This window comes from Pseudomonas sp. BN606, from assembly GCF_029873115.1.
In the GTDB taxonomy this organism is placed as follows: Bacteria; Pseudomonadota; Gammaproteobacteria; order Pseudomonadales; family Pseudomonadaceae; genus Metapseudomonas.
Genome location: NZ_SSOF01000080.1, coordinates 320,475 through 344,802, shown reverse-complemented (window position 1 = coordinate 344,802; position 24,328 = coordinate 320,475). Strand labels below are relative to the sequence as shown.

Here is a 24,328-nt window from a genome sequence, read left to right as displayed (position 1 = left end):
AAGGATTCCGACGGGAAGAATTCCGACAAGCACCCGCTCGCCGGAGTTCGCAACCTTCAGACCGGCGCGCGGCGCACGGTCGCCAGCAACGCTGCCGCGCCGACGAACAGGGCGGCGAAGCTGCGATTCATCAAGCGCTGCTGGCGCGGCGAGCGCAGCAGCCGGAGGACGCGGGCGGCAAGCCCCGTATAGCCGGCCATGACGATCAGGTCGACGGTGATCATGGTCACGCCCATCACCAAGTACTGCTCCACAAGCGGCGCATGCGGATCGATGAACTGCGGCAATACCGCGAGCATGAAGACGATCGCCTTGGGATTGCTGAAGTTCACCAGGAAGCCACGCAGCACCAGGGTGAGCGGACGGCCGATGGGGCGTTCCGCGGAATCGTTGGACATGTCGCTGGGCAGGGCCCGCCACTGCTTGACCGCGAGATAGACCAGGTAAACCACACCGAACCACTTGATCAGGCTGAAGGCCAAGGCGGAAGTGGCAAGGATCGCGCCGACGCCGGCAGCAACGATGGCGATCTGCAGCGCCAGGCCGATCTGCAGGCCAAGCGCGTTCCAGTAGCCCCGGAGGAAACCGTATTGCAGCCCGGAGGACATGGAAGCGATGGCACCGGCACCCGGTGAGAGGCTGATCACCCAGCAGGCAACCAGGAAAGCGAGCCAGGTCTGGAGCGCCATGGCAGATACCTCGGAAACGAAAAAGGGGCAGGCCGCAGAGCCTACCCCTTCATCCCACCGCTGCCCAGTGCCGTCAGCGCCAGCGGCGTACTGCCTTTTGGAAGAATAGGCTGTTGGGCACTTGTACCAGGGCGCCGTGGTTTTCTTCGCTGAGGTCTTCGAGGGTGGTGTAGAAGAGGTTGATAGCGATCACCCTACCCTTCACGCCGGGCTTGTCCGCGCTTTCCACCACCTCGACCTTGTCGCCCATGCGGAACGGCCCGAGGGAGAAGATCAACACCGCGCAGAACATGTTGGAGAGCACGCTCCAGATCGCGAAGAACGCGACCGCAGCTACAGCGGCAAAACCGGTCAGGGCAGTCCACAGCACCTCGGCCGAGACGCCGAAGCGCTCGAGCACCAACATGAAGGCGCTGCCGAGGATCATCCAGCGCAATAGCCCGCGCAGGGGCAGCATCAGCTCCGAAGGTAGCTGTGGATAACGTTGTCCGAGACGGGTGATGCCGCGGGTGACGATGCGTTGCACCAGCCAGGCCAGCAGTACGATCAGCAATACCTGAGCAGCGCGGATCAGTGGCTCGCTCCAAGCCGTCAGGAGTTGCAGGTCATCCATCAATCCGCTGCCTCCAGTTGCCGCTGCAGCTCCTCCAGGGTTTCCAGAGCCAGAAGCCAAGCCTCTTCAAGTTCAGCCTCACGGCCCTTCAGACGCGCCTGCTCGGCCAGCAGGTCGCGTAGTTCATCCTTTCGCGCCGCTTCGTAGAGGGCGGAATCGCCAAGACGCTCTTCGACGCGGGCCAATTGCTCGTGCACCTTGCCCAGGTCCTTCTCGAGCTTGTCGGCTTCCTTCTTGTGCGGAGCCAATTGCTGGCGCAAGGCGGCGGCGGCCTGGCGCTGGGCGCGCTTGTCAGTCTTGTCCGGGTTCACCGGCGCGCTGGTGGCGGGAGCCTGGCGCGCGCGGAAATCCACCAGCCAACGAGCGTAGTCGTCGAGGTCGCCATCGAAGCTCTGCACACGACCATCAGCCACCAGCAGAAACTCGTCGGTGGTGCTCTTGAGCAGGTGACGGTCGTGGGACACCACCAGTACGGCGCCAGCGAAATCCTGCAGGGCCATTGTCAGTGCCAGGCGCATTTCCAGGTCGAGGTGGTTGGTCGGTTCGTCCAGAAGCAACAGGTTGGGCTTCTGCCAAGCGATCAGCGCCAGAGCCAAGCGCGCCTTTTCGCCACCGGAGAAGTTGGTCACCGCCTCGTCGCAACGATCTCCACGGAAGTCGAAACCACCGAGGAAGTCGCGCAGGGTTTGCTCGCGTTCGCTCGGGGCAAGGCGCTGCAGATGCAGGAGCGGACTGGCCTTGGGGTCGAGTGCATCGAGTTGATGCTGGGCGAAATAGCCAATCGCGAGGTTTTCACCCCGGGCGAGGCGGCCACCAAGCGGCTCGATGTCGCCGGAAAGAGTCTTGATCAGGGTCGACTTGCCGGCGCCGTTGGGGCCCAGCAAGCCGATTCGTGCGCCCGGTGCCAACTGCAACTTCACCTGCTGCAGTACGGCCTTCTCGCCGTAGCCGAGACGACCTTCGGAAAGGTCCAGCAGCGGGCTGGAAATCTTGTCAGCCTCGCGGAAGCTGAAGTCGAACGGCGAATCCACGTGGGCCGGCGCCAGTTCCTCCAGGCGCTCCAGGGCCTTGATCCGGCTCTGGGCCTGGCGGGCCTTGGTCGCCTGCGCCTTGAAGCGGGCGATGTACTTCTCCATGTGCGCACGCTGGGCCTGCTGCTTCTCGTACGCCTGCTGCTGCTGCGCCAGGCGCTCGGCACGGGTGCGCTCGAAGGCGGAGTAACCACCACGATAGAGGGTCAGCTTTTGCTGCTCGAGGTGCGCAACGTTGTCCACGACCGCATCGAGGAAATCGCGGTCGTGGGAAATCAGCAGCAGCGTGCCCGGATAGCCCTTGAGCCACTCTTCGAGCCAGAGGATGGCATCGAGGTCGAGGTGGTTGGTGGGTTCGTCGAGCAGCAGCAATTCGGAGGGGCACATTAGCGCCTGAGCGAGGTTCAGGCGCATCCGCCAGCCGCCGGAAAAGTCGCCGACGCGACGGTCCATCTGCTCCGCGGTGAAGCCGAGTCCGGCCAGCAGCTTGCGTGCTCGGGCGTCGGCCGTATAACCATCGGCGCTGTCCAGCTCGATGTGCAGGCGAGCGATGGCGGTGCCGTCATGGCCAGCCTCAGCGGCCGCGAGTTCACGCTGAACCCGGCGCAGGTGCTGGTCGCCATCGAGGACGTAGTCCACGGCCAGGCGCTCGAGGTTGTCCACTTCCTGGCGCATATGGGCGATGCGCCAATCGGCGGGCAGCAGGCAATCGCCCGCATCCGGCCCCAGCTCGCCACGCAGCAGGGCGAACAAGCTGGATTTGCCGGCACCGTTGGCGCCGATGAGGCCGACCTTCTGGCCGGCGTGCAGGGTCAGTTCGGCGCCTTCTAGCAGGCGCTGAGGACCACGCTGTAGAGTGAGATTTTGCAGTCGGATCATGATGGCGGCGGAGTTTATCAGCTTCGCCGCCGTGCCGCCCGAGGAGCTCTATGCGTTCAGACCTGTGGACTTTCGCCCTGCGCCTCTACACCGAACCCGGTGTCGAGCAAGCCTGCTTGCGTCTTCAGGAAGACGGTGTGGATGTCTGCCTGCTGCTCACGGCCTGCTGGCTGGGACAACGCGGTACCACCTTCGACATCACTCGCCTGGATGCCCTGTGCGAGGTTTGCGATCCCTGGCAGGAACAGGTGATCAAGCCCCTGCGTTCGCTACGCCAGAACTGGCGTGCACAGGCACAGAACGATCAGGCGCTGACCGGGTTGCGCGAGCAGATCAAGTCGCTGGAACTGGAAGCCGAACGCGAGCTACTGGCGCGCCTGGAAAGCGCCACCGCTGGTTGGGCAGCCGGGGAGATGGAACAGATTGAAAACTGGCTCTCGGGCTGTTGCCCGAAGCGGAAGGGAGCGGACCGCGACGCACTGGAACAGCTGCGCGTCGCGGTCCTGGCGCTTTAGTTCGACGGCGAAGTCGGAGCGGCGCCGTTGCTGCTGGTCGGCGCCACGCTGGCAACCGGCGCGGCGGCCGGCACCGCCGGAGCGGTCGGGGCGGCCGGAGCAGCTGCAGGTTTGGCTGCGGCCGGAGCGGCGGGTTTCGCAGCTGGCTTGGCTGCCGCTGGCTTGGCCGGAGCGACTTTCTTCACGGCAGGCTTGGCAGCGGGTTTCGCAGCTGGCTTCGCAGCGGCAGCAGGCTTGGCAGCGGTCGCGGCGGGTTTCGCTGCGGACTTGGCTGCAGCGGGCTTGGCAGCTGGTTTGGCAGCGGGTTTAGCAGTCGGCTTGGCGGCAGGTTTCGCAGCAGCGACTTTAGCGGCCGGCTTGGCTGCGGCGGGTTTCGCTGCAGGCTTGGCTGTCGGTTTGGCTGCTGGTTTAGCGGCGGCCTTCACTGCCGGCTTCGCGGCCGGTTTGGCAGCAGGCTTGGCGGCCGGTTTAGCAGCGGCAACCTTGGCGCCCGGCTTCGCGGCAGGCTTGGCTGCTGCGGACTTGGCAGCCGGTTTGGCAGCGGGTTTAGCAGCGGCAACCTTGGCGGCCGGCTTCGCAGCTGGCTTGGCTGCTGCGGGCTTGGCAGCCGGTTTGGCGGCGGGCTTAGCAGCGGCAACCTTGGCGGCCGGCTTCGCGGCGGGCTTGGCTGCTGCGGGCTTGGCAGCCGGTTTGGCGACAGGCTTGGCTGCTGCCTTGACAGCTGCGGGCTTGGCTTCGCGAGTAGCCAAGGCCTTGCCTGCAGCCTCGCGGACCTTGCCGACGCCCTGCGCGAGCTTCAGGCTTTCCTGAGAGTCACGCTTGAGCTGGGCGATGTAGGTGCGGGTTTCGGCCTGGCGATTCTTCAGCGTGTCCAGGAGAGCTTCGAGTTCGCCGATATTGGCTTTGGCCTTGGCTTGAGCCTTGGCTTTGCCAGCTTTGGCAGCATCCTGCAGCTTGGTGCGCGCGGTGTGCAGTTTCTCTTGAGCCTTGCCGCGTTGTTTCTCCAATTTGGTCAGGAGCTTCTCAGCATCGACCGAAGCTTGGGCGCAGGCTTTCTCAAGGTGTTCGAGCAGACTGAAGGACAGTTGGTGCAGCAGGTGCAGCGGGGTGCTTACAGGCTTCTTCTTGGCCGACATGGTATGCCTCCTGGCGGGCGTTATTTGGCCCATACTAGTCGCCTGTTTCGCGAGTCGCCAGAGGCCGCGCCATATCGCCCGCCTGGGCCTTGCGACGGATTGCCGGTGCAGGGTTTCGCAAGTACGGTCCGGACCTGGAACCACGAGGCCGGCGACCCCTGCCAACAGCAACAGCTAACCAACGCCAGGAAGGCTCTGGAATGGGGCATTCAGCGAAAATCCGCCACCCCGATTCCAGTGCCGGCAGGACAGCGATTAGGCCGGTTGCGAGGCCTCACCCTGATGGGCGTTGTGCAGCACTTCGATCAGGCAGTCTTCCAACTCGAAGCGTTCGTGAAGCAGTTGCCCGAGATTCTTCAGTTCGGAAGTCAGGCAGATGTCACGGCAGTCACCGTTGTCGCAGCGGTCGTTGAAGGCCAGTGCAACTTCGGTGATGGCTTCGATACGGGGATAGATTTGCTTGGCGAGGTCGAGGCCGCGTTGGTCACCAAACGCTTTCGCCTCATTGAGCAATTGCTCGTAGACCTCGAAGTGCCCTGCCGACACGTAGTCCAGCAGGACCTCACAAAACCTTTGCAGTGCTTCTGCATTGGCGCTGGGAGCCTGGGGTTTTTCGCTCAGCGAGCTATAGACACGGACTAGCTCATGGCGCTCCTGCAACCAGCGGTCGATCAGCTGGTGCACGCCACCCCAACGTTCCTGAGCGTTCTGGCAACTTTCGAGCATGGTGACGACCTCACTTCCCTAATTCGGTAATGCCGTTATACGTCCGCTCCGAGACGGTTTTTTGTCGACCGGTGCAAGATTCTGGGAAGACGCCGCTAAAACGGCAATATTCCGGCGGCGCGTGCGGGCCAGAGTATGCCCGCCGGGCAGTGCCATCAAGGCGCGCGCGGGAAAAAATTCATACGAGCGTTTAATCGACAGGCCGCGGCCTGTCTGGCCGGAGCTCTGGGGCTGGCGCGGCGGATTGGCGCAGCGCGAATTAGTGCGGAAAGGGACGGAAAAGCACGCCTGGAAGGCGCATGGCAAAGCCATGCGCCTAGAGCGATCACGCGCGACGCAGCAGTTGGTAAAGCGAGAACAGGATGCAGCCGACGAAGGCCAGCAGGCTCCATTCGGGAATGCTCATGCCGAACAGGGTCCAGGTCACCGCAGCACAATCCGCCGTACCATGGAGCATGGTCTTGATGATCTGCAGGAACGGCCAGGCTTCCATCATGTAGTCGAAGCTCGGCAGGCATGCGGGCAGTTGGTCTGCAGGCACGCTTTGCAACCAGATCTGGCGACCGGCGAAAGCAGCGCCACCAGCCGAGAACAGCAGAGCCAGCACGGCGTAGATACGCCGCCCGGTACGCTCTGGGCCATGCAGCGCGGCGATCAGGCAGACGATACCGAAGGCGATGATGAAGACGCGCTGGACGATGCACAGCGGGCATGGTTCGAGGCCAAGGGCGTGCTCAAGATATAGCGCTCCCCCCATTACAGCGACGCAACCGAGGAAGGCGAGCAGGAAAAGCGAACGCGGGCTTGCCAGGGTCATGGCGGCTCCGTTGGGTTATCGGAAAGGGCGTTACGGTAGTGGAAAGCACCTTGGCCTTTCAAGGCGACCGACTAGGCTGGATGAGGTTGCCTATCCGGAGAAAACCGCCATGTGTCGGCTGCTCCTGCCATTCCTGCTGCTGTTGCCCGGGTTCGCCAATGCCGCACTGCCGCTGGAGCGCATTCGCCTGCCCGAGGGCTTTCGCATCACGCTGGTGAGCGACCAGGTGCCCAACGCCCGGGAGATGACCTGGGGTGAGCGCGGCACCCTGTTCGTCGGTAGCAATGCGGCCGGGAAGGTCTATGCACTGGAACCTGCCAGCGGAAAGGTCCGCATCATCGCCAGCGGCCTACAGCTACCCGTTGGGGTGGCCTACAAGGGAGGCGACCTATACGTCTCGGCAGTCAGCCGAATCCTGCGCCTGCGCGACATAGAGTCGCGCCTCGATTCGCCACCCGACGCCGAGGTGGTTAATTCGGACCTGCCCCGGGAAACCCACCACGGCTGGAAGTTCATCGCCTTTGGCCCTGACGGCAAGTTGTATGTGCCGGTGGGCGCACCGTGCAACGTGTGCGATGACGACCCCGATACCTATGCCGCCATTCACCGCATGAACGCCGATGGCAGCGACATGGAACTGGTGGCGCAAGGTGTGCGCAACACGGTGGGCTTCGACTGGCATCCGCAGACCGGCGAGCTCTGGTTCAGCGACAACGGTCGCGACCTGATGGGCGACGACATGCCTGATTGCGAGCTGAATCGGCTGGAAAAACCCGGCCAGCATTTCGGTTTTCCTTATTGCCACGCAGGCAACGTGACTGACCCGAAGTTCTCCCAACGCCCTTGCAGCGAATTCGTCGCCCCTGTCGCCAGGCTGGGGCCGCATGTTGCGCCTCTTGGCCTGCGTTTCTACACCGGCAACCAATTCCCCGCGGAATACCGCAACAACCTATTCATAGCCGAGCACGGTTCGTGGAACCGCAGTGAAAAAATCGGCTATCGGATCAAACGCGTCGAACTCCACCCCGATGGCAGCCTGAAGCGCCAAAGCGTGTTCGCCGAGGGCTGGCTGGAGGATGGTGATGTCTGGGGTAGGCCGGCAGACGTGCTGGTAACGCAGGATGGCGCCCTGCTGGTAAGCGACGATCACGCGGGCGCCATCTATCGCATCGAATACGTTGGGCAATGAAGCGCCGCAGTAAAAAAGGCCCGGGATGTCCCGGGCCTTTTCGCTATCAGGCGATCCTTTCCGTTGGCAAGGGCAAGGCCGGCAGACGCTGATCGAGCAGGCCGAGACCCTCCTGGAACAGCTGGTTGCTGCGCTCCACTTCACCCAACTGGGCGAGCAGGCGAGCCAGTTCGGCACAGGTTTCGGGATCACGGCGGAAGGTCAGGCTGCTCTCGAAATACTCCCGAGCCTTGCCCCAGAGACGATTGCGCAGGGACAGGCGCCCCAAGGTGAGCAGCAAGGTGCCGTCACTGGGATGCTCTTTCAGCCAACCCTCGGCAGCCTGCAACTGACGGGCCGGATCACTGCCGCGCAACAGACCATAGAGGCGCACCAGGTTGTCGTCGTAGCCGCGCTTGATGGCGCCCCGCACCGCTTCCTCGGCTTCTTCCTCGGCCCCCAGACGGCGCAGCTGTTCGGCAAAGGCCAGTACCAGACGTGGCTCGTTGCGCTGGGCGGAGGACAGCTGCTGCCAGGCTCGGGTCAGCGGTTGGAGAGCGGTCTCGCCCTCGTTCAGCCCCTCTTCTCCGGCCTGGTGCAGGCGGGCGCTCCACACACGCAATTCAAGCTCGGCCAGCTGGCTTTCCGGCAATGCCTTCTCTTTGCGCAGCGCAGGCAGCAGGCCGACCAGGGCGGCCCAGTCCCCGCGCACTTCGTGCAGATGCAGTAGCTGGCGCAATACCTGGTGATGGCGCGGATGGCGCTCTTGCACGGCCTTCAGGGTTTCCAGCGCCGCTGCGGAGTCGCCGCGATCCAGTTGCAGCTCGGCATGGGCAAGGGCAATTGCCAGCTCGGCCTGGGGCTGACGCTCCAGGGCCCGCTCCAGCAGTTTCTCGGCTTCCTCGGTCTGGCCGATCTTCTGTGCTGCGCGGGCGGCACCCAAGTAGTAGATCAACGGCTGCGGATCGCCTTCAGCGGCACGCTTGAGATGGCGCAGCGCGCGCGCCCAACGACCTTCGGCAAGGTCCAGCAGGCCTTGTTCGGACGCCAGTCGCGCGCGGCGCCGGGCATTGCGCCGCGACCAGGGATTGACCACACCTCCGGACATCACCACCAGTCGCAGCAGGTAGCGCAGTCCGGCGAACAACAGCCACAGCACCGCCAGCAACGCCAGGGTGGCCCAGAGGGTGGACTCGTAGCGGAAGCCCTTGTAGGCCACCAGCACATAGCCCTTGTGTTGGGCCACGGCCATGCCGATGAGGGTGGCGGCCGCGCCGATCACTGCGAGGATCAGCAGGACCTTGAGCAGACGCTTCATTGGCCGGCCTCCTTGGCCGGTTCGGCAGCAGCCGGCTTCTCGGATTCGCCAGCGGCCGCGCCCGGAGTGCGTTGCAGGTAGGCCTGAAGGGCGCCCAGCGCAGGGGCGAGATCAGGCGCCTTGACTTCCACCGGCTGGCCGGAGAGTTCATCGAGGCGCGCCAGCAGGGCGCGGCTGTCCGGGTTCTCTTCATTGAAGTGACCGCGAAGCACTTCACGCGCCTGGCCCAGCGACTGCTGGTAGACCTGAGTCTGACCATGCAGCGCGCCCCATTGCGCCTGCTCGAGGGCGAGCGAAAGGGCAAGACGGACCTGCGACAGGTTCTGTCCGGCGAGCAACGGTTTGATGTCCTGGCTCGCATCCAGCTGGATTCGGAAGTAGTGCGAGAGTTTCTCCAGCCACTCGGCCCAGGCGCTGCCACCATCGCCTTCGGCGGCGATATCCAAGAGTACGCCGCCCTTGTCTTCGAAGGCCGGCACCAGTGGGTTGAGCTGGACGGCCTGCTCACGTAGGGCGCCCAGCTGCAGGAACAGGCCGGTGCGGTCAGGCTGCTCGGTGCTGCGCAGAGCGACCAGGCTCTTCGCCAGCTCTTCGCGAGCGGCGTAGGCGCCGGGATCGTCCTGCTCACGGAGAATGTCGTCGGCGGCCTGAACCAGTGCGGTAGCGCTGTGGATATCCTGCAATGCCGAGAGACGCAGGCTGGCAAGGCGCAACAGATGCTCGGCCTCGGCCAGGCGCCAGTCCTTGCGGCTGGCGCCGAGGATTGTTTCCAGGCGCTGGCGTAGCTGCTGCTGGTCACCTTGCAGGTCCACCAGCAGGCGACGGCGCTCGTCAAGTTCAGCGGCGCTAGGCAGTTCTTCCAGGCGCTGGGTCAGTTGCTGATCGCGCTGGGCCAAGGCGCGGGTCTGGCCACGTGCATCCTCGACCATGCTGAGTTGCTGCTGGTCGCGGGTTTCCAGGCCGCGTACCTGCCAGAGGCCCCAGGCGCCCACGGCGATGCCGGCGGCGCCCAGCAACAGGGCGAACAGGGCCAGACCATTGCCCCGAGAGGCAGGCGCGGCGCTGGCGGGAGTGACGGGGTCGGCGGCTGTAGTGTGCTGCTCTTGTTTCGGGGCTTCTGCTTCGCTCACGTATCCATCCTTCGCTTCAGTGGGCGGGCGCCGGATGCTGCCTGAGCGCCGCCAACAAGGCCGCGGCACTGGCACCACGGCAATCCACAACATTCTTCGCGCCCGCCTCGACTGCCTGCCCGGCCACTCGCGGGCTGGGTACGAACAGGGTAAGGCGTGACAGTTCGGGCCAGGCGGCACCAGCCAGGTGCTGAAGGTTTTCCAGCCCCTGACCACTGCTGACCACCAGGCCGTTCAGGCGTTCCGACTCGACGCGGTGCGCCAGGGTGCCCACCGGATAGACCGGCAGGCAGCGCCGATAGAGTTCCAGATAGTCGACCGCGACGCCTTGGCCGCGCAAGCGGTCGGCCAGGAATTCTCGGCCACCCTCCCCGCGCATGATCAGCACCCTGGGATCGCGCACTGAAAGAGCATCAACCAGTTGCGGCAGTTCCAGCAGCGCCTCGCTGTCGTCACCTACCGCAGGCCAGCTCGCCGGTAAGCCACGGTCTTCGAGCAAGGCACCGGTGGCCGCGCCCACGCTGAACCAATGCTGGTCGGCGGGGAGGTGCGGCCAGTAACGGTCGATCAGATCGAGGCCAAGCCGGGCTGCAGGTTTACTGACCACCACCACGGCGCAATAACGGTCGAGCTCGAGGATGAGGCCACGCTGCTCGGGCGACTCCTCAAGGGGTTCAATGGCCAACAGCGGCAAGCTGCTGCTGAAGACCTGGTGCTCGGCCAAGGTCGCAGCCAGTGCTTCGCACTCCTCGACGGGGCGCGTCAGCAGCAACCGCCAGCCCTTCACGGGTGGCCGGCCTCGCCGTATACGGCCTTGAGGATGTCCCCGGCGCCCAGCTCCAGCAGTTCCTCGGCGACCTTGACGCCCAGGGCTTCGGCATCGGCGAACGCGGCGCGGCCTTCGGCACGAAGCAGTTGCCCGCCATCGGGCTGACCGACCAGTCCGCGGAGCCAAAGCTGGTCGCCTTCAAGCACCGCATAACAGGCAATGGGCACCTGGCAACCGCCGTTCAGGTGCTTGTTCAGGGCGCGCTCAGCGGTCACGCGCAGCGCCGTGTCCTGATGGTGCAGGGGAGCCAGCAAGGCGTGGATTTCGCTGTCGGCCGTGCGACATTCGATGCCCACGGCGCCCTGGCCACCGGCAGGCAAGCTGTCTTCGACGCTGATGGAAGAGCGGATGCGATCCTCGAAGCCAAGACGGATCAGGCCGGCGGCCGCGAGGATGATGGCGTCGTACTCGCCGGCATCGAGCTTGGCCAGGCGGGTGTTCACGTTGCCGCGCAGGAATTGGATCTTCAGGTCCGGCCGCCGTGCCAGCAGCTGGGCCTGGCGGCGCAGGCTGGAGGTACCGACCACGCTGCCGGCAGGCAAGGCATCGAGGCTGTCGAAACGATTGGAGACGAAGGCATCGCGCGGGTCCTCGCGCTCGCAGATGCAATACAGGCCCAGGCCTTCTGGGAAGTCCATCGGCACGTCCTTCATGGAGTGCACGGCGATGTCGGCCTCGTTCTCCAGCATGGCCGTTTCCAGCTCCTTCACGAACAGGCCCTTGCCACCGATCTTCGCCAATGGTGCGTCGAGCAGCTTGTCACCCTTGCTGACCATCGGCACCAGGCTGACCTTGAGGCCAGGGTGGGCCTCTTCGAGACGGGCTTTGACGAACTCGGCCTGCCACAGGGCCAGGGCACTCTTGCGGGTGGCAATACGGATCTCGCGGGACATGATCATTTCCGGAAACGGTAATGCCCGGAATCATAACAGGCCCGCGTGCGGCGAGGGCGCGGGCGGTTGTCGCGGAACGACACGGACTGTCGAACAAACGTAGCGAACGAGCGCTCGCGGGACGACCGGCCGTTAAAGATTGTTCATCAGCTTGCGCACGCCCGCGACGTGGCGACGGCTGACCGTCAGGGCCTCCCCGTTCATGCCTTTGAGGTAGAGCTGGAAGTGCCCCAGCGGCGTGCGTTGCAATCGCTCGATCCGTTCGCGCGCCACCAGGGCATTGCGGTGGATACGCACGAAACGATCACCGAACTCGTCTTCCAGTGCCTTCAACGGCTCGTCCAGCAGCACTTCGCCGTGCTCGTGGCGCAGCGTCACGTACTTGTGGTCGGCGATGAAGAAGATCACCTGGTCCAGGGGGATCAGCTCGATTCCTTTCCTGGTTCGCGCGCTGATGTGACTTCGGGGACCGCTCCCGCTGACCGCGGCAGGACGGGTCAGCGCAGCGAGTTGTACACGGTTCGGCCGTTCAGCCTTCTTCAGCGCCTCGGCCAGCGACTCCGAGCGCACGGGCTTGACCAAGTAGCCAACGGCACTGACCTGGAAGGCCTCGAGGGCGAATTCGTCGTGGGCCGTGCAGAAGATCACCGCCGGTGGCGCCTCGCGCTCGCAGAGCTTGGCGGCCACTTGCAGCCCATCCAGGCCAGGCATGCGAATGTCGAGCAGAACGACATCCGGCTTGAGGCTGTCGATCAGCGTGAGCGCCTCCTCGCCATTGCTGGCGGCAGGCTCCAGGACACGGTATCCCTCGAGGTCGCCTACCAGGCGGCTGAGGCGCTCGCGGGCAAGGGGTTCATCGTCGACGATCAGGACATTCATATCGCACGGGCTTCCTGCGTGAGTCTCGCACAAGGATAGCGTAGACAGGTGAAGTGGCGGCCGTCACGGCGCTCCACGCTGAGACTTGCCCGCGGCCCGAAAAGTGCCGTCAGGCGCGCGTCGATATTGCGTAGAGCCTGCTGGGTGCCACGTGATGGCGACTGCCCCTGTACCTCTTCGTAAGGGTTGCTCACGCAGAGGCGGAACATGCCGTCGCGATAATCCGCTTCGATTCGTACCACTCCCCCTTCGATGCGCGGCTGGATGCCATGGATCAGGGCGTTCTCCAGCAAAGGCTGCAGCGTCAACTGGGGGATGGGCAGATCGTCCGGTACTTCATCCACCTGCCAATCCAACTGTAGTCGTTCTCCGAGACGATATTGCTCGATCGATAGATATCGTTTCGCAAGCTCCAATTCCTCGCCCCAGTCGACCAGGGTCCCAGGCTTGGCCAGGCTGGCACGAAACAAGTCGGAAAGGTCGAGCACAGCCTGCTCGGCCTTGTCCGGATCGATCACCACGAGGCTGGCGATGCTGTTCAGGCTGTTGAACAGAAAGTGCGGGCGGATGCGTGCCTGCAGGGACTCGATGCGTGCCTTGAGCTCGGCCTGCTGCTGCTTGCGCCACTGGCTCTGCAGGTAGAAATAGCGCAGCAACAGCGCCGACATGATCAGGCTGATCAGCCCATGGCGCAGGTAAAGATTGACCTCACCACTGCGAGGCAGCGGCCCACCGAGGTCGAAGTAGTCGGCCACCGTCGTCCCGGCGAGCGTCAGCCCTACCACCAGGGCGCAGCATATGCCGCCGGCCAGCGCCGCCCGCAGACGCGCGAGCAGAGGCCGCAACTGACACAGCAGGGCCGCGGAAAGCAGGACGATCCATTGCACGAAGAGGGACGTCAGGGCGAGGCGCACCCAGTTGAAGCTGGGCAGCATGGGCTCGGCCAGCACCAACACCAGCACCAGCAGTTCGGCCAGCAGCACCAGGCCGAGTAAAGCCTCGGGCAGGCAGAGCTCCGGCAGGAAAAAGTCGTCGTTGGCAGTTTTGGAACGCGCTTTCTTTTTCAGGCGCTTCGGCATCCCGGACATATCCCCAATAGCCCGGCAGGCGACGGGGCTGAGTCGCCGGGCAAAAGCCTGTACTGAACCATCAAACCCACGGCACGTCCGTGAAGACCACAGCAAACTGCCCAGCCCCCGACCGGACAGGCCGCGCCGGTTTTTCCGGCAACACTGTTATTATCGACGGTATTTTCCGGCCCATCGGCTTTCTTTCACCTTCCTCACCGAGTGAACCCATGAGCACCGACAAGACCAACCAGTCCTGGGGTGGCCGCTTCAGCGAGCCCGTAGACGCCTTCGTCGCCCGATTCACCGCGTCCGTAGACTTCGACAAGCGCCTGTATCGCCACGACATCATGGGCTCGATCGCCCATGCCACGATGCTGGCACAGGTCGGCGTGCTGAGCGAGGCGGAACGCGATGCCATCATCGACGGCCTGAAGCAGATCCAGGGCGAAATCGAAGCCGGCAGTTTCGACTGGCGCGTGGACCTGGAAGACGTGCACATGAACATCGAAGCGCGCCTGACCGATCGCATCGGTGTCACCGGCAAGAAACTGCACACCGGCCGCAGTCGCAACGACCAGGTCGCCACCGACATCCGCCTGTGGCTACGCGACGAGATCGACACCATCCTAGGCGAAGTCACCCGCCTGCAGCAGGGCCTGCTCGGTCTGGCCGAAGCCGAAGCCGGCACCATCATGCCCGGCTTCACCCACCTGCAAACCGCCCAGCCCGTGACATTCGGCCACCATCTGCTGGCCTGGTTCGAAATGCTCAGCCGCGACTACGAGCGCCTGGTGGACTGCCGCAAGCGGGTCAACCGCATGCCGCTGGGCTCGGCCGCCCTGGCCGGCACCACCTACCCGATCCAGCGCGAGATCACCTGCCAGCTGCTCGGCTTCGATGCCGTTGGCGGCAACTCCCTGGACGGCGTGTCCGACCGTGACTTCGCCATCGAATTCTGCGCCGCGGCCTCCCTGGCGATGATGCACCTGTCGCGCTTTTCCGAAGAACTGGTGCTCTGGACCAGCGCCCAGTTCCAGTTCATCGACCTGCCCGACCGCTTCTGCACCGGCTCCTCGATCATGCCGCAAAAGAAGAACCCCGACGTGCCCGAGCTTGTACGCGGCAAGTCCGGTCGAGTGTTCGGCGCCCTCACCGGCCTGCTGACCCTGATGAAAGGCCAACCGCTGGCCTACAACAAGGACAACCAGGAAGACAAGGAGCCGCTGTTCGACGCCGCCGACACCCTGCGCGACAGCCTGCGTGCCTTCGCCGACATGGTCCCGGCCATCAAGCCCAAGCGCGAGATCATGCGCGAAGCAGCCCGCCGCGGCTTCTCCACCGCCACCGACCTCGCCGACTACCTGGTACGCAAGGGGCTGCCCTTCCGTGACTGCCACGAGATCGTCGGTCACGCCGTGAAGTACGGCGTGGACAGCGGCAAGGACCTGGCCGAGATGAGCCTCGACGAACTGCGCAAGTTCAGCGACCAGATCGGCGACGATGTCTTCGCCGTGCTGACCCTGGAAGGCTCGGTCAACGCCCGTGACCACATCGGTGGCACCGCGCCGAACCAGGTGCGTGCCGCCGTGCAGCGCGGCAAGGATCTGCTGGCCAGCCGCTGACCCACTCTGCCGGGCGGCACTTCCCGTTCCGCCCGGCTGTCGCTGACAGGACATCGCCATGACCGACGACATTGATGACGGTGAAGAGGCCTTCGCCGAGGCCACCCTGATCCAGGCCATCGAGAACCAGATCGAGGCCGGCGAACCGCCCGCCGCCCGCGCCACCCTCAACAAGCTGACCTTGGTGGGTTACGAGCGCGAGGAAATCCTCCAGCTGATGGCCCTGGTCCTGGCCTACGAGATCGACGCCATGCTCGCGGCCGACCGTCCTTTCGACACCGATTGGTACGAAAGGGCCTTGCGGGCACTGCCAGACCTGCCCGAAGATCAGGCCTGACCTCACCTACACTCCACAGACTCCAGATTCCGGCCGGACATCGCCGGCCTTTGCGGTACAACAAGAACAAGGAGCGACCATGGTCTTCACCCCCGAGCTCATCGCGGAATTCGAACTGCTGGCCCTGTTCAACCTGGACAACACCCAGGAAGGACTGAAAGTCCACAACAACGCCAACCCCAAAGCTCAGGCCGCAGTCATGCGACTTCACGAGAAAGGCCTGATCACCCAGCCCGACGGCGGCTATCTGACCAGCCTCGGCCTGGATGCCGCTGAACACGTCCAGGCACTGCGCACCATTCTCCTGCCTCAGCACGCCTGACGTCGTTGCCGCTCAAGTCGGCAACATTGCGGGCGATACAATGCGGACGCCTGCCGGCAGCGAAGGTTGCCGGCCAGGCCGCCAGCATCGGGACATGAGCAGAGCATGACGCGTACCCAGGAAATCCGCCCGGACATCGAAGACGGCATCGACCGCAAGGTCCTCGCGCAACTGCGCGCCCGCTTCCTCAAGGTCAACGACGGCCGCCTGGCTCGAGCCATGCAGGCGTTGTCCACACGCCAGCAGCTGGTCCTGAAGCTCTTGCCGCTGCTGTTCCACGTGAACCACCCGCTTCTCCCCGGCTACGTGTCCGGCACCGCACCGGCGGGCGTCGCCGCCTATGAGCCCGATGACGACCTGCTGGCCGAAGCCCAGCGGCTGACGCGCTCCTTCGCCTACAAGGCGCGCCGAGGGCCGCAACCCACGCCCATCCACGGCCTGTTCCTGATGGGCAGCCTGGGCACCATCGCCCAGGCCGAGCAAAGCGACATGGACATCTGGGTCTGCCACACACCGGAGCTTGACGCCGGCGCCATCGCGGAACTGCAACGCAAGTGCAGCGCGCTGGAAGAGTGGGCGGCCAGCCAGGGCGCCGAAGCGCACTTCTTCCTGATCGACCCGGCACGCTTCACCCAGGGCGATCGCGAAGCCCGGTTGACCTCCGACGACTGTGGCACCACCCAGCACTACCTGCTGCTGGACGAGTTCTACCGTACCGCCATCTGGCTCGCCGGGCGCACCCCGCTCTGGTGGCTGGTACCGGTCTATGAGGAGGCGCGATACGCCGAGTACACCCGCACCCTGCTGTCCAAACGCTTCATCCGTGCAGAGGAAGTACTCGATCTCGGCCATCTGGCGCACATCCCGCCGGGCGAATTCATCGGCGCCAGCATGTGGCAACTGTTCAAGGGCATCGAATCACCCTACAAATCGGTACTGAAACTGCTGCTCACCGAGGTCTACGCCAGCGAACATCCGCAGGTGGCCTGCCTGTCCCTGCGATTCAAGGAGGCGGTCTATGCCAACCGGCTGGACCTGGACGAGCTCGACCCCTACATGGTGGTTTATCGCCGGCTCGAGGAATACCTGCGTGGGCGCAACGAAACCGAACGCCTGGAGCTGATTCGCCGCTGCCTCTACCTGAAGGTGAACAAGAAGCTCAGTCGGCCGCCACGCAACCGGAGCAAAAGCTGGCAACGCATGCTGCTGGAACGCCTGACCGCCGAATGGCACTGGCAGCATCGGCAATTGGCGATGCTGGACAGCCGCAGCCAATGGAAGGTCCGCCAGGTGCTGGCCGAGCGCCGCGCACTGGTCAACGAACTGACCTACAGCTACCGCTTCCTGTCCCAGTTCGCCCGTAGTGAACAGGCCATCGGCACCCTCAGCAGCCGCGACCTGGGCGTACTCGGCCGGCGTCTGTATGCCGCCTTCGAGCGCAAGGCCGGCAAGATCGAATTCATCAACCCTGGGATCGCCCCGGACATCGCCGAAGACACCCTGACCCTGGTCCAGGTGCCCAGCCCGGAAGCCGAGGGTGAAACCCAGTGGGCGCTCTACTCCGGCAGCCTGAACGCCCTTGAGTGGCAGGATTTTGCCCCACTGAAACGCAGCCGCGAGCTGATGCCCCTGCTTGCCTGGTGCCATCGTAACGGTGTGATCGACTCCGGCACGCGCCTGTCCCTGCACCCGGGCAGTAGCGACCTGACCGAGCACGAACTGTCGAATCTGCTGACCAGCTTGCAGCAGACGTTCCCCCAGCCTCAGGGACAGGTGGACGAAAGTGCATTGCTGCGCGCTGGTGTTCCCGCCGAGGTGATGCTGCTGGTGAACGTTGGGCTCGATCCGCTGAAACAGCACAGCCAGAAGAACCTCCACATGACCACCGAGCGCACCGACGCCCTGGGCTATTCAGGCGTGCGCGAGAACCTGGTGGTAACCATCGACCAGGTGACCCTGAACAGTTGGAACGAGATGCTGGTCAGCCGCTACGAGGGCCCCGACGCCCTGCTCGCCTGTTTGCGCGATTTCCTCAACAGCCTGCCGGCCAGTGGAACCCGCCCAGGTCTGAAGGTACGCAGCTTCTGCCGCAATCGCGCCCAGGCCATCAGCCAACGAGTACAGGAACTGTTCGACGACGCTCAGGAACTGCTCGGAACAGCCGGCGTGCCCCGATTCCTGCTGCAGGTTCAGCAGCGCTACCACGTATTGCAACTGGAGCCGGGACAAGTCAGCCACGCCAGCCTGGCCGATCTGCCAGCCCTGATCGATCACCTGGGCCGGGACCTGCCGCAATACAGCCCGCTACAACTCGACCGCCATGCCCTGGAGGAACAGGACCTGGCCGTCATCCTGCCCCTGGGCAGGCCGAACTGCATTCAGGTGTTCTATCGCCAGGATGGCGACAGTGCCGAGATCAGCCTGCTGGATGAACACAACGCGCTCTGGCGTCAGCGTCTGCCGTTCCGCGACGAGCAGAGCCTGCTGACACCGCTGCATCGTTTCCTGCAATCGCTGCTCTACCGGCGCAATGCCCTGCTGCCGCTGGATAGCCCGGTGCCAACACTGGCGCCGGAAATATTCTATTACGAAGTGGTGCGCCAGGGCCGGCACCTGGAGCGCCGCGCCGCGCCTTCAGCCGCGGTCAGCCACCCCTTCTATGACGTGCAAGCGATCGTTGAACCGGCCGAGCAGGGCCTGGTGCACGTGACGCTCTATTGCAACCACCGCGAATTCTCCGAGCTGGAGTACGGCTCAGGCCTGTTCGCAGCCGTGGCCCGGCACATCCTCGCCCAGCGCCGCGAGCCTGAGCGCTATCCCTGTTACATCACCGACCTTGACCTGTCGCGCATCCCCGGCAAGGGCCAGGCGCAAACGGTGCACTACCTGCGTTACAAGGTGGAGCTGGAAGAAAGGCTGAACCGGGCGCTGCGGGACGGTTGAGCCGGCACGCCGGCCGGCCCATCGCCCTGTAGAAGCGAGTTCTTTCGCGATGCGGGACGAAGTCCTGCCGTAGGTTGTGGCTGAGGCCACGAAGCCCAACGCGCAGACCCAGCTGGAGACTGGTCTTGTAGGGGCGAATTCATTCGCCCCTACAGCTACTCAATCCGACAGGACTGCGAAGAATGAATCAGCGAGCGTATTCGCCCGCTGCTTCCGGCTGGTACTCGACGTCCAGCAGAGTCAGCTTGAGGGTCTTGCCGCCGGGCACCGGCCAATCGATGTGTTGGCCAACCGACAGGCCGAGCAGCGCGCTGCCCACCGGAGCGAGGATGGATACCTTGCCTTCGCCACCCGCGTCTTCCGGGTAAACCAGGGTCAGGTGGTAGTCCTTGCCACTGCTTTCTTCGCGGCAATGCACGCGTGAGTTCATGGTGACGACGCCCGGCGGAACTTCCTCATGGCCAACCACCTGGGCGCGAGCCAGCTCGCTCTCCAGCGCCTCGGCGGCGGGGCCGAATTCCTCCAGGCTGTCGAGCAGGCGCTCCAGGCGTTGCAGGTCGAGACGGGTAATGGTGATGGGCGGGTGGGTGTTCATGGCGAACGCGCGACTCCTTATTCAGTGTGCAAGAAAAGCGAAACCCCGCCCGAAGGCGGGGTTTCAGATTCTGTTTCCCGGACAAAATTGCCCGAAGCCCGACAGTACGTCAGCGCACCTGCGATTGGCAAGACCACCCGGTCACCCGGGCAGCGGCCGCTTTCGCTGCTGGGCGGCGCTGCAGATTTCGCGCCGGCGCTGATCATTCGCCGCGCCCCACTCGCAGATTTCCGCCAGGGTTCGGCCACAGCCTACGCACACGTCAGCATCGTCCAGGCAGCAATGCCGGATGCAGGGCGACGGGTAGCGTGCCGGGGGCGCGCTGTCAGAGTTCGTCGAACTCAAGGTCTTCGCCCGCCTGCTCGCGGGTCACACGGTTGAGCAGCTCGCCCAGCGGCTCGTCGCTGCTATCGCAGATCCAGCGTCCGCTGGCCTGGTCATAGTCGAAGTGGAAGCCCCCCGAACGCGCCGCCACCCAGAGCTGACGCAGCGGCTCCTGGCGGCTGAGGATCACCTGGCTGCCATTCTCGAAACGCACGGTGAGCACACCGGCGCTGTTTTCCAGATCCAGGTCCAGGTCGCTGTCATCGAACACGTCTTCCACGCGCTCCTGGGCTTCATCGACCAGGTCGTGGAATCGGGCTTCGCTCAAACTCATCAGGGTTTACCTCAGGGCATTGGGGGATGGGGGGCGACGGTACTCGCCAAGGCTCTGTCCGGTCCAGCGTCGGAAGGCGCGGCCGAGGGAGCCGGGTTCACTGAAGCCGACCAGGAAGGCGATATCGGCCAGCTCCAGGGTCGGATCACGCAGGTAGTGCAGCACCAGTTGCTGGCGTGTCTCATCCACCAACTGACTGAAGGATAACCCGGCCTCACGCAGTCGGCGCTGCAGCGTGCGGGGACTCAATGCCAGCTCGTCGGCCAGGCGCTCCAGGTCCGGCCCTTCGGCAGACAACTGCGCGGCCAGCAGCTCACGAGCCCGGTCCAGAACGCTGTGGCCCTGGCGCAGTTCATTCAGCAGGCGTTCGGCGTAACCGTCGAACAGCCGGCGCACCTCGGCATCGGCCTGGCCAAGTGGTGTAGCCAACAGTCGCTTGGGGAAGATCAAGGCATTGTCTGCCTGGCCGAACAGTACCGGACAGCGAAAGATCCTTTGGTGCTCGGTGGTTTCCGCTGGCGCAGGGTGCTGGAAGCGCACCTCGGTTGGTGGAATGTCCAGTCCGGTTATCCAGCGACCGAAGGTCACCCAACCGGACAGGGTTTCTTCAGCCAGCAGCGCGCGCTGCTGCGGCAGGATGGACTCCCAGCTATGCGCCACCAGGGGCTCCAGCCCCTCACGAGGCGGCTCGTCGGCCAGCTCGACGCGGCCCAGGTTGCCCACCAGAGCGGCGTAACGCGCCTGGCGATGCAGGGCATCGGCCAGGGTGGCGCAGCTCATCAGCAAAAAGCCGAGCACGCCGTAGTGGCCAGGGCGAACAGCCTCGCCCAGGTGCAAGCCAAGGTGCGGGTCGCCGGAAAGTCGCGCCGCATGCCCGAGCGACTCCAGGTAGGCGCTGGCCGCGATGCGCTGATCACGCTGGGAAAGTATCGCGGGTGTCAGTTGGACGTGGCCAAGCAACTCGGCAGGGGTCACGCCGAACTGTTCGATACGCTCCACCAGTCCCTGCAGATAGGCGACCGAGACCGAGCCGGCCAGGGATGCGGCGTTGTCCATGAGAGCTCCTTTTTCAGTCGCCAATGCTAACGCCGCATAGGCCCGCAGGCCACGCCAGACGGGAATTTCACCGAATAGGCAAGGCGGCGGGGGGTCGGTATACTCCGGAACAATTCACGTTTTCTGCAAGGACTCCGTCATGAAGCGACTCCACGCCCCCTTCGTCGCCCTGCTCGCCGTTGCCTGTCTGCTGGCCGGCTGTGGCCAGAAAGGCCCGCTTTACATGCCTGACGACGAGAAAGCAGCGAAGGAACACCAGAAAGACGTGTACATCCGCTGATCGGGGGAGCTGTCATGGACGCTTTCACGTACCGCGACGGGGAGCTGTTCGCGGAAGGCGTAGCGCTGTCCGATATCGCCGCTCGCTTCGGCACGCCCACCTATGTCTATTCCCGCGCAGCGATCGAGGCCGGCTACAAGGCTTATGCCGACGCCCTGTCCGGCTCGTCCGGCATGGTCTGCTACGCGGTCAAGGCCAACTCCAATCTCGGTGTACTGAACCTGCTGGCGCGTCTCGGCGCGGGCTTCGACATCGTTTCCAGCGGTGAACTGGAGCGCGTGCTGGCTGCCGGCGGCGCTCCCGAGCGCATCGTCTTTTCCGGCGTCGGCAAGAGCCGCGACGACATGCGCCGCGCCCTGGAAGTGGGCGTGCACTGTTTCAACGTCGAATCGCGCAACGAACTGGAACGCCTGCAGCACGTGGCCGCAGCCATGGAAATGAAGGCGCCGGTATCGCTGCGGGTCAATCCCGATGTGGATGCGGGTACTCACCCGTACATCGCCACGGGCCTGAAGGAAAACAAGTTCGGCATCTCCATAGATGAAGCCGAGGCTGTCTATGTACAGGCCGCCAGCCTCTCCAACATCGCTGTGATCGGCGTCGACTGCCATATCGGTTCCCAGCTCACCAGCCTGGAACCCTTCCTCGACGCCCTCGACCGCCTCCTGGACCTGATCGACCGTCTGAACGAACGCGGCATCGCCATTCGCCACCTGGACCTCGGTGGCGGCCTCGGCGTGCGCTACCGCGATGAGCAGCCACCGCTGCCCGGCGAATACATTCAGGCCGTGCGCCAGCGCATCAAGGGGCGCAACCTGGAGCTGCTGTTCGAGCCCGGACGCTCCATTGTCGCCAATGCAGGCGTGCTGCTGACCCAGGTGGAATACCTCAAGCTCACAGAACACAAGGATTTCGCGGTGATCGACGCGGCCATGAACGACCTGATCCGCCCGGCCCTCTACGAGGCCTGGATGGATGTGGTGCCGGTGCAACCCCATGCCGGTACCGAGCGCACATTCGACCTGGTCGGCCCGATCTGCGAAACCGGCGATTTCCTCGCCCGCGAGCGCAGCCTGGTGCTGGCCGAAGGTGACCTGCTGGCGATTCGCTCCGCTGGCGCCTACGGTTTCGTGATGAGCTCCAACTACAACACCCGCGGCCGCGCCGCCGAGGTGTTGGTGGATGGCGAGCAAGCCTTCGAGGTGCGTCGCCGCGAGACTATTGAAGACCTTTATGCCGGCGAAAGCCTGCTGCCGCAGTGAGGGCGCATCCATGTTATTGCGCTTCACCAAGATGCACGGCCTCGGCAACGACTTCATGGTCCTCGACCTGGTCAGCCAGCACGCCCACATCCAGCCCAAGCACGCCAAGCAGTGGGGCGACCGCAACACTGGAGTCGGTTTCGACCAACTGCTGATCGTCGAGGCTCCGACCAATCCGGACGTCGATTTCCGCTACCGCATCTTCAACTCCGACGGATCGGAGGTGGAACAGTGCGGCAACGGTGCGCGCTGCTTTGCCCGCTTCGTCATCGACAAGCGCCTGACAGTCAAGAAGCGCATTCGCGTGGAAACCAAGGGCGGCATCATCGAGCTCGATGTACGTCCAGACGGCCAGGTCACCGTGGACATGGGGCCGCCGCGCCTGGTCCCGCAGCAGATTCCTTTCGTCGCCGATAGCGAAGCGCTGACCTACCCGGTTGACGTGGACGGCCAGACCGTCGAGCTGGCAGCCATCTCCATGGGCAACCCCCATGCAGTGCTACGCGTCGACGACGTCGCCACTGCCCCGGTGCACAGCCTCGGGCCGAAGCTGGAGCACCATCCACGCTTCCCGCAGCGGGTGAATGTAGGCTTCCTGCAGATCGTCGACCGCAAGCAGGCGAAGCTGCGCGTCTGGGAGCGCGGTGCCGGGGAAACCCAGGCCTGTGGCACCGGCGCCTGCGCCGCCGCAGTGGCCGCGATCCGTCAGGGCTGGATGGACTCCCCGGTACAACTCGAATTGCCGGGGGGCAGGCTCTTGATCGAGTGGGCCGGTCCGGGGCACCCCGTTATGATGACCGGACCCGCCGTCCGAGTATTCGAAGGACAGGTTCGCCTATGACCGACCAGCACCAGGACCAGCCGCAGCACCTCGATTCCGAAACGGTGGCAGCTTACCTGCGCCTCCATCCGGAGTTCTTCGTCCAGCACGAGGAACTGATTCCCGAAATGCGCATCCCCCACCAGCCAGGCGACGCCGTATCCCTGGTGGAGCGCCAGGTGAAACTGCTGCGTGAGCGCAACATCGAGATGCGCCATCGCCTGTCGCAGCTGATGGATGTGGCCCGGGAGAACGACCGACTGTTCGACAAGACCCGTCGACTGGTGCTCGACCTGCTCGACGCCTCCAGCCTCGAGGAAGTGGTCGGCGCTGTGGAAGACAGCTTGCGCCACGAGTTCCAGGTGCCCTTCGTCAGCCTCATCCTGTTCAGCGAGATCACCTTGCCGGTGGGCCGCAGTGTCACCACCGCCGAAGCCCACCAGAGCATCGGCGGCCTGCTGGCCGGCGGCAAGACCATCTGCGGCGTGCTGCGCAGCCATGAACTGGAGTTCCTGTTCGGCACCGAAGAACGTGACCAGGTGGGCTCCGCCGCCGTGGTCAGCCTGACCCACCAGGGCCTGCACGGCGTGCTTGCCATCGGCAGTCCCGATCCGCAGCACTACAAGAGCTCCCTCGGCACCCTGTTCCTCGGTTATGTCGCCGAAGTGCTGGCCCGGGTACTACCGCGCTTCGCATCCCCCCTGCGCTCGGTGAGATAGACCACCGCCGCGCATTCCAAG

General features: G+C 64.5%; 26 protein-coding genes. 10 read left to right on the top strand and 16 right to left on the bottom strand.

Features of this window, described 5'->3' with window-relative positions:
* Nucleotides 1–56 precede the first annotated feature (56 nt).
* From rhtB to E8E75_RS24320, 3 genes are all read right to left on the bottom strand, one after another.
* On the bottom strand, nucleotides 57–689 hold the full coding sequence (rhtB, locus tag E8E75_RS24330; RefSeq protein WP_153919053.1) for a homoserine/homoserine lactone efflux protein: 633 nt from the start codon (nucleotides 687–689) through the stop codon (nucleotides 57–59).
* 73 nt (nucleotides 690–762) lie between these two features.
* Nucleotides 763–1,302 carry a mechanosensitive ion channel family protein gene (locus tag E8E75_RS24325; protein WP_120653990.1) on the bottom strand — a complete coding sequence of 180 codons (540 nt, stop codon included), beginning with the start codon at nucleotides 1,300–1,302 and terminating at the stop codon, nucleotides 763–765.
* Nucleotides 1,302–3,212: an ATP-binding cassette domain-containing protein gene (locus E8E75_RS24320; RefSeq protein ID WP_120653989.1), complete on the bottom strand. Its 1,911-nt coding sequence runs from the start codon at nucleotides 3,210–3,212 to the stop codon at nucleotides 1,302–1,304. The genes E8E75_RS24325 and E8E75_RS24320 overlap by 1 nt, the downstream gene beginning before the upstream one ends.
* 50 nt (nucleotides 3,213–3,262) lie before the next feature.
* On the opposite strand from E8E75_RS24320, the gene E8E75_RS24315 reads away from it, so the two are divergent.
* Nucleotides 3,263–3,727: a TIGR02444 family protein gene (locus tag E8E75_RS24315; RefSeq protein WP_153919056.1), complete on the top strand. Its 465-nt coding sequence runs from the start codon at nucleotides 3,263–3,265 to the stop codon at nucleotides 3,725–3,727.
* Here the strand turns inward: E8E75_RS24315 and E8E75_RS24310 are convergent.
* The 3 genes from E8E75_RS24310 to E8E75_RS24300 form a co-directional block, all read right to left on the bottom strand.
* Nucleotides 3,724–4,863 carry an AlgP family protein gene (locus E8E75_RS24310; protein WP_280359865.1) on the bottom strand — a complete coding sequence of 380 codons (1,140 nt, stop codon included), beginning with the start codon at nucleotides 4,861–4,863 and terminating at the stop codon, nucleotides 3,724–3,726. The genes E8E75_RS24315 and E8E75_RS24310 overlap by 4 nt on opposite strands.
* 255 nt (nucleotides 4,864–5,118) lie before the next feature.
* Nucleotides 5,119–5,589, bottom strand: coding sequence for a sigma D regulator (gene rsd, locus E8E75_RS24305; RefSeq protein ID WP_120653986.1), 471 nt, complete (start codon nucleotides 5,587–5,589; stop codon nucleotides 5,119–5,121).
* A gap of 325 nt (nucleotides 5,590–5,914) precedes the next feature.
* The gene (locus E8E75_RS24300) at nucleotides 5,915–6,406 is read right to left on the bottom strand and encodes a disulfide bond formation protein B (protein WP_120653985.1); all 492 of its coding nucleotides are present in this window, start codon (nucleotides 6,404–6,406) and stop codon (nucleotides 5,915–5,917) included.
* Between the two features lie 109 nt (nucleotides 6,407–6,515).
* On the opposite strand from E8E75_RS24300, the gene E8E75_RS24295 reads away from it, so the two are divergent.
* Nucleotides 6,516–7,595, top strand: a complete 1,080-nt coding sequence (locus E8E75_RS24295; protein WP_153919060.1) for a PQQ-dependent sugar dehydrogenase — start codon at nucleotides 6,516–6,518, stop codon at nucleotides 7,593–7,595.
* Nucleotides 7,596–7,641: 46 nt separating this feature from the next.
* On the opposite strand, the gene E8E75_RS24290 is transcribed toward E8E75_RS24295, so the two are convergent.
* The 6 genes from E8E75_RS24290 to E8E75_RS24265 form a co-directional block, all read right to left on the bottom strand.
* Entirely contained in the window at nucleotides 7,642–8,892 is a 1,251-nt protein-coding gene (locus E8E75_RS24290) for a heme biosynthesis HemY N-terminal domain-containing protein (protein ID WP_153919063.1), read from the bottom strand.
* Nucleotides 8,889–10,022 (bottom strand): uroporphyrinogen-III C-methyltransferase, encoded by a 1,134-nt coding sequence (locus E8E75_RS24285; protein WP_256660895.1) that lies wholly within the window; start codon nucleotides 10,020–10,022, stop codon nucleotides 8,889–8,891. Before E8E75_RS24285 ends, E8E75_RS24290 begins: the two co-directional genes overlap by 4 nt.
* Before the next feature lie 16 nt (nucleotides 10,023–10,038).
* Nucleotides 10,039–10,809, bottom strand: coding sequence for a uroporphyrinogen-III synthase (locus E8E75_RS24280; protein ID WP_280359863.1), 771 nt, complete (start codon nucleotides 10,807–10,809; stop codon nucleotides 10,039–10,041).
* Nucleotides 10,806–11,747 (bottom strand): hydroxymethylbilane synthase, encoded by a 942-nt coding sequence (gene hemC, locus E8E75_RS24275; RefSeq protein WP_162945908.1) that lies wholly within the window; start codon nucleotides 11,745–11,747, stop codon nucleotides 10,806–10,808. Before hemC ends, E8E75_RS24280 begins: the two co-directional genes overlap by 4 nt.
* A 129-nt stretch (nucleotides 11,748–11,876) precedes the next feature.
* Nucleotides 11,877–12,623: a LytTR family DNA-binding domain-containing protein gene (locus E8E75_RS24270; RefSeq protein WP_077525576.1), complete on the bottom strand. Its 747-nt coding sequence runs from the start codon at nucleotides 12,621–12,623 to the stop codon at nucleotides 11,877–11,879.
* On the bottom strand, nucleotides 12,620–13,702 hold the full coding sequence (locus E8E75_RS24265; RefSeq protein WP_120653979.1) for a sensor histidine kinase: 1,083 nt from the start codon (nucleotides 13,700–13,702) through the stop codon (nucleotides 12,620–12,622). The genes E8E75_RS24270 and E8E75_RS24265 overlap by 4 nt, the downstream gene beginning before the upstream one ends.
* Nucleotides 13,703–13,920: 218 nt before the next feature.
* Between E8E75_RS24265 and argH the strand changes: the two genes are divergently transcribed.
* The 4 genes from argH (at nucleotide 13,921) to E8E75_RS24245 (ending at nucleotide 18,917) form a co-directional block, all read left to right on the top strand.
* Nucleotides 13,921–15,315 carry an argininosuccinate lyase gene (gene argH / locus E8E75_RS24260; RefSeq protein ID WP_120653978.1) on the top strand — a complete coding sequence of 465 codons (1,395 nt, stop codon included), beginning with the start codon at nucleotides 13,921–13,923 and terminating at the stop codon, nucleotides 15,313–15,315.
* Between the two features lie 58 nt (nucleotides 15,316–15,373).
* The gene (locus E8E75_RS24255) at nucleotides 15,374–15,652 is read left to right on the top strand and encodes a hypothetical protein (protein WP_120653977.1); all 279 of its coding nucleotides are present in this window, start codon (nucleotides 15,374–15,376) and stop codon (nucleotides 15,650–15,652) included.
* Between the two features lie 79 nt (nucleotides 15,653–15,731).
* Nucleotides 15,732–15,974, top strand: a complete 243-nt coding sequence (locus tag E8E75_RS24250; protein ID WP_120653976.1) for a TIGR02647 family protein — start codon at nucleotides 15,732–15,734, stop codon at nucleotides 15,972–15,974.
* A gap of 105 nt (nucleotides 15,975–16,079) precedes the next feature.
* Complete coding sequence (locus E8E75_RS24245; RefSeq protein ID WP_153919069.1) at nucleotides 16,080–18,917, top strand: class I adenylate cyclase; 2,838 nt, start codon at nucleotides 16,080–16,082, stop codon at nucleotides 18,915–18,917.
* A gap of 187 nt (nucleotides 18,918–19,104) precedes the next feature.
* Here the strand turns inward: E8E75_RS24245 and rnk are convergent, their stop codons facing one another.
* The 4 genes from rnk to E8E75_RS24225 all read right to left on the bottom strand — a co-directional run bounded on the left by rnk (nucleotide 19,105) and on the right by E8E75_RS24225 (nucleotide 21,226).
* The gene (rnk, locus tag E8E75_RS24240; RefSeq protein WP_120653974.1) at nucleotides 19,105–19,512 is read right to left on the bottom strand and encodes a nucleoside diphosphate kinase regulator; all 408 of its coding nucleotides are present in this window, start codon (nucleotides 19,510–19,512) and stop codon (nucleotides 19,105–19,107) included.
* 141 nt (nucleotides 19,513–19,653) lie between these two features.
* The gene (locus E8E75_RS24235; protein ID WP_120653973.1) at nucleotides 19,654–19,857 is read right to left on the bottom strand and encodes a DUF1289 domain-containing protein; all 204 of its coding nucleotides are present in this window, start codon (nucleotides 19,855–19,857) and stop codon (nucleotides 19,654–19,656) included.
* Nucleotides 19,838–20,173, bottom strand: coding sequence for an iron donor protein CyaY (gene cyaY / locus E8E75_RS24230; protein WP_174235609.1), 336 nt, complete (start codon nucleotides 20,171–20,173; stop codon nucleotides 19,838–19,840). Before cyaY ends, E8E75_RS24235 begins: the two co-directional genes overlap by 20 nt.
* Before the next feature lie 3 nt (nucleotides 20,174–20,176).
* Complete coding sequence (locus tag E8E75_RS24225; RefSeq protein ID WP_153919072.1) at nucleotides 20,177–21,226, bottom strand: AraC family transcriptional regulator; 1,050 nt, start codon at nucleotides 21,224–21,226, stop codon at nucleotides 20,177–20,179.
* Nucleotides 21,227–21,365: 139 nt separating this feature from the next.
* Between E8E75_RS24225 and E8E75_RS24220 the strand changes: the two genes are divergently transcribed.
* The 4 genes from E8E75_RS24220 to E8E75_RS24205 are packed head-to-tail and all read left to right on the top strand — an operon-like array spanning nucleotide 21,366 to nucleotide 24,307.
* Nucleotides 21,366–21,506, top strand: coding sequence for a lipoprotein (locus E8E75_RS24220; RefSeq protein WP_003457568.1), 141 nt, complete (start codon nucleotides 21,366–21,368; stop codon nucleotides 21,504–21,506).
* A 14-nt stretch (nucleotides 21,507–21,520) separates the two neighbouring features.
* The gene (gene lysA, locus E8E75_RS24215; RefSeq protein WP_120653971.1) at nucleotides 21,521–22,768 is read left to right on the top strand and encodes a diaminopimelate decarboxylase; all 1,248 of its coding nucleotides are present in this window, start codon (nucleotides 21,521–21,523) and stop codon (nucleotides 22,766–22,768) included.
* A gap of 10 nt (nucleotides 22,769–22,778) precedes the next feature.
* Nucleotides 22,779–23,609, top strand: a complete 831-nt coding sequence (dapF, locus tag E8E75_RS24210) for a diaminopimelate epimerase (protein ID WP_120655323.1) — start codon at nucleotides 22,779–22,781, stop codon at nucleotides 23,607–23,609.
* A complete protein-coding gene (locus tag E8E75_RS24205) occupies nucleotides 23,606–24,307 on the top strand; it encodes a DUF484 family protein (protein ID WP_120653970.1) in 702 nt (233 codons plus the stop codon). Before dapF ends, E8E75_RS24205 begins: the two co-directional genes overlap by 4 nt.
* Nucleotides 24,308–24,328: the final 21 nt, after the last annotated feature.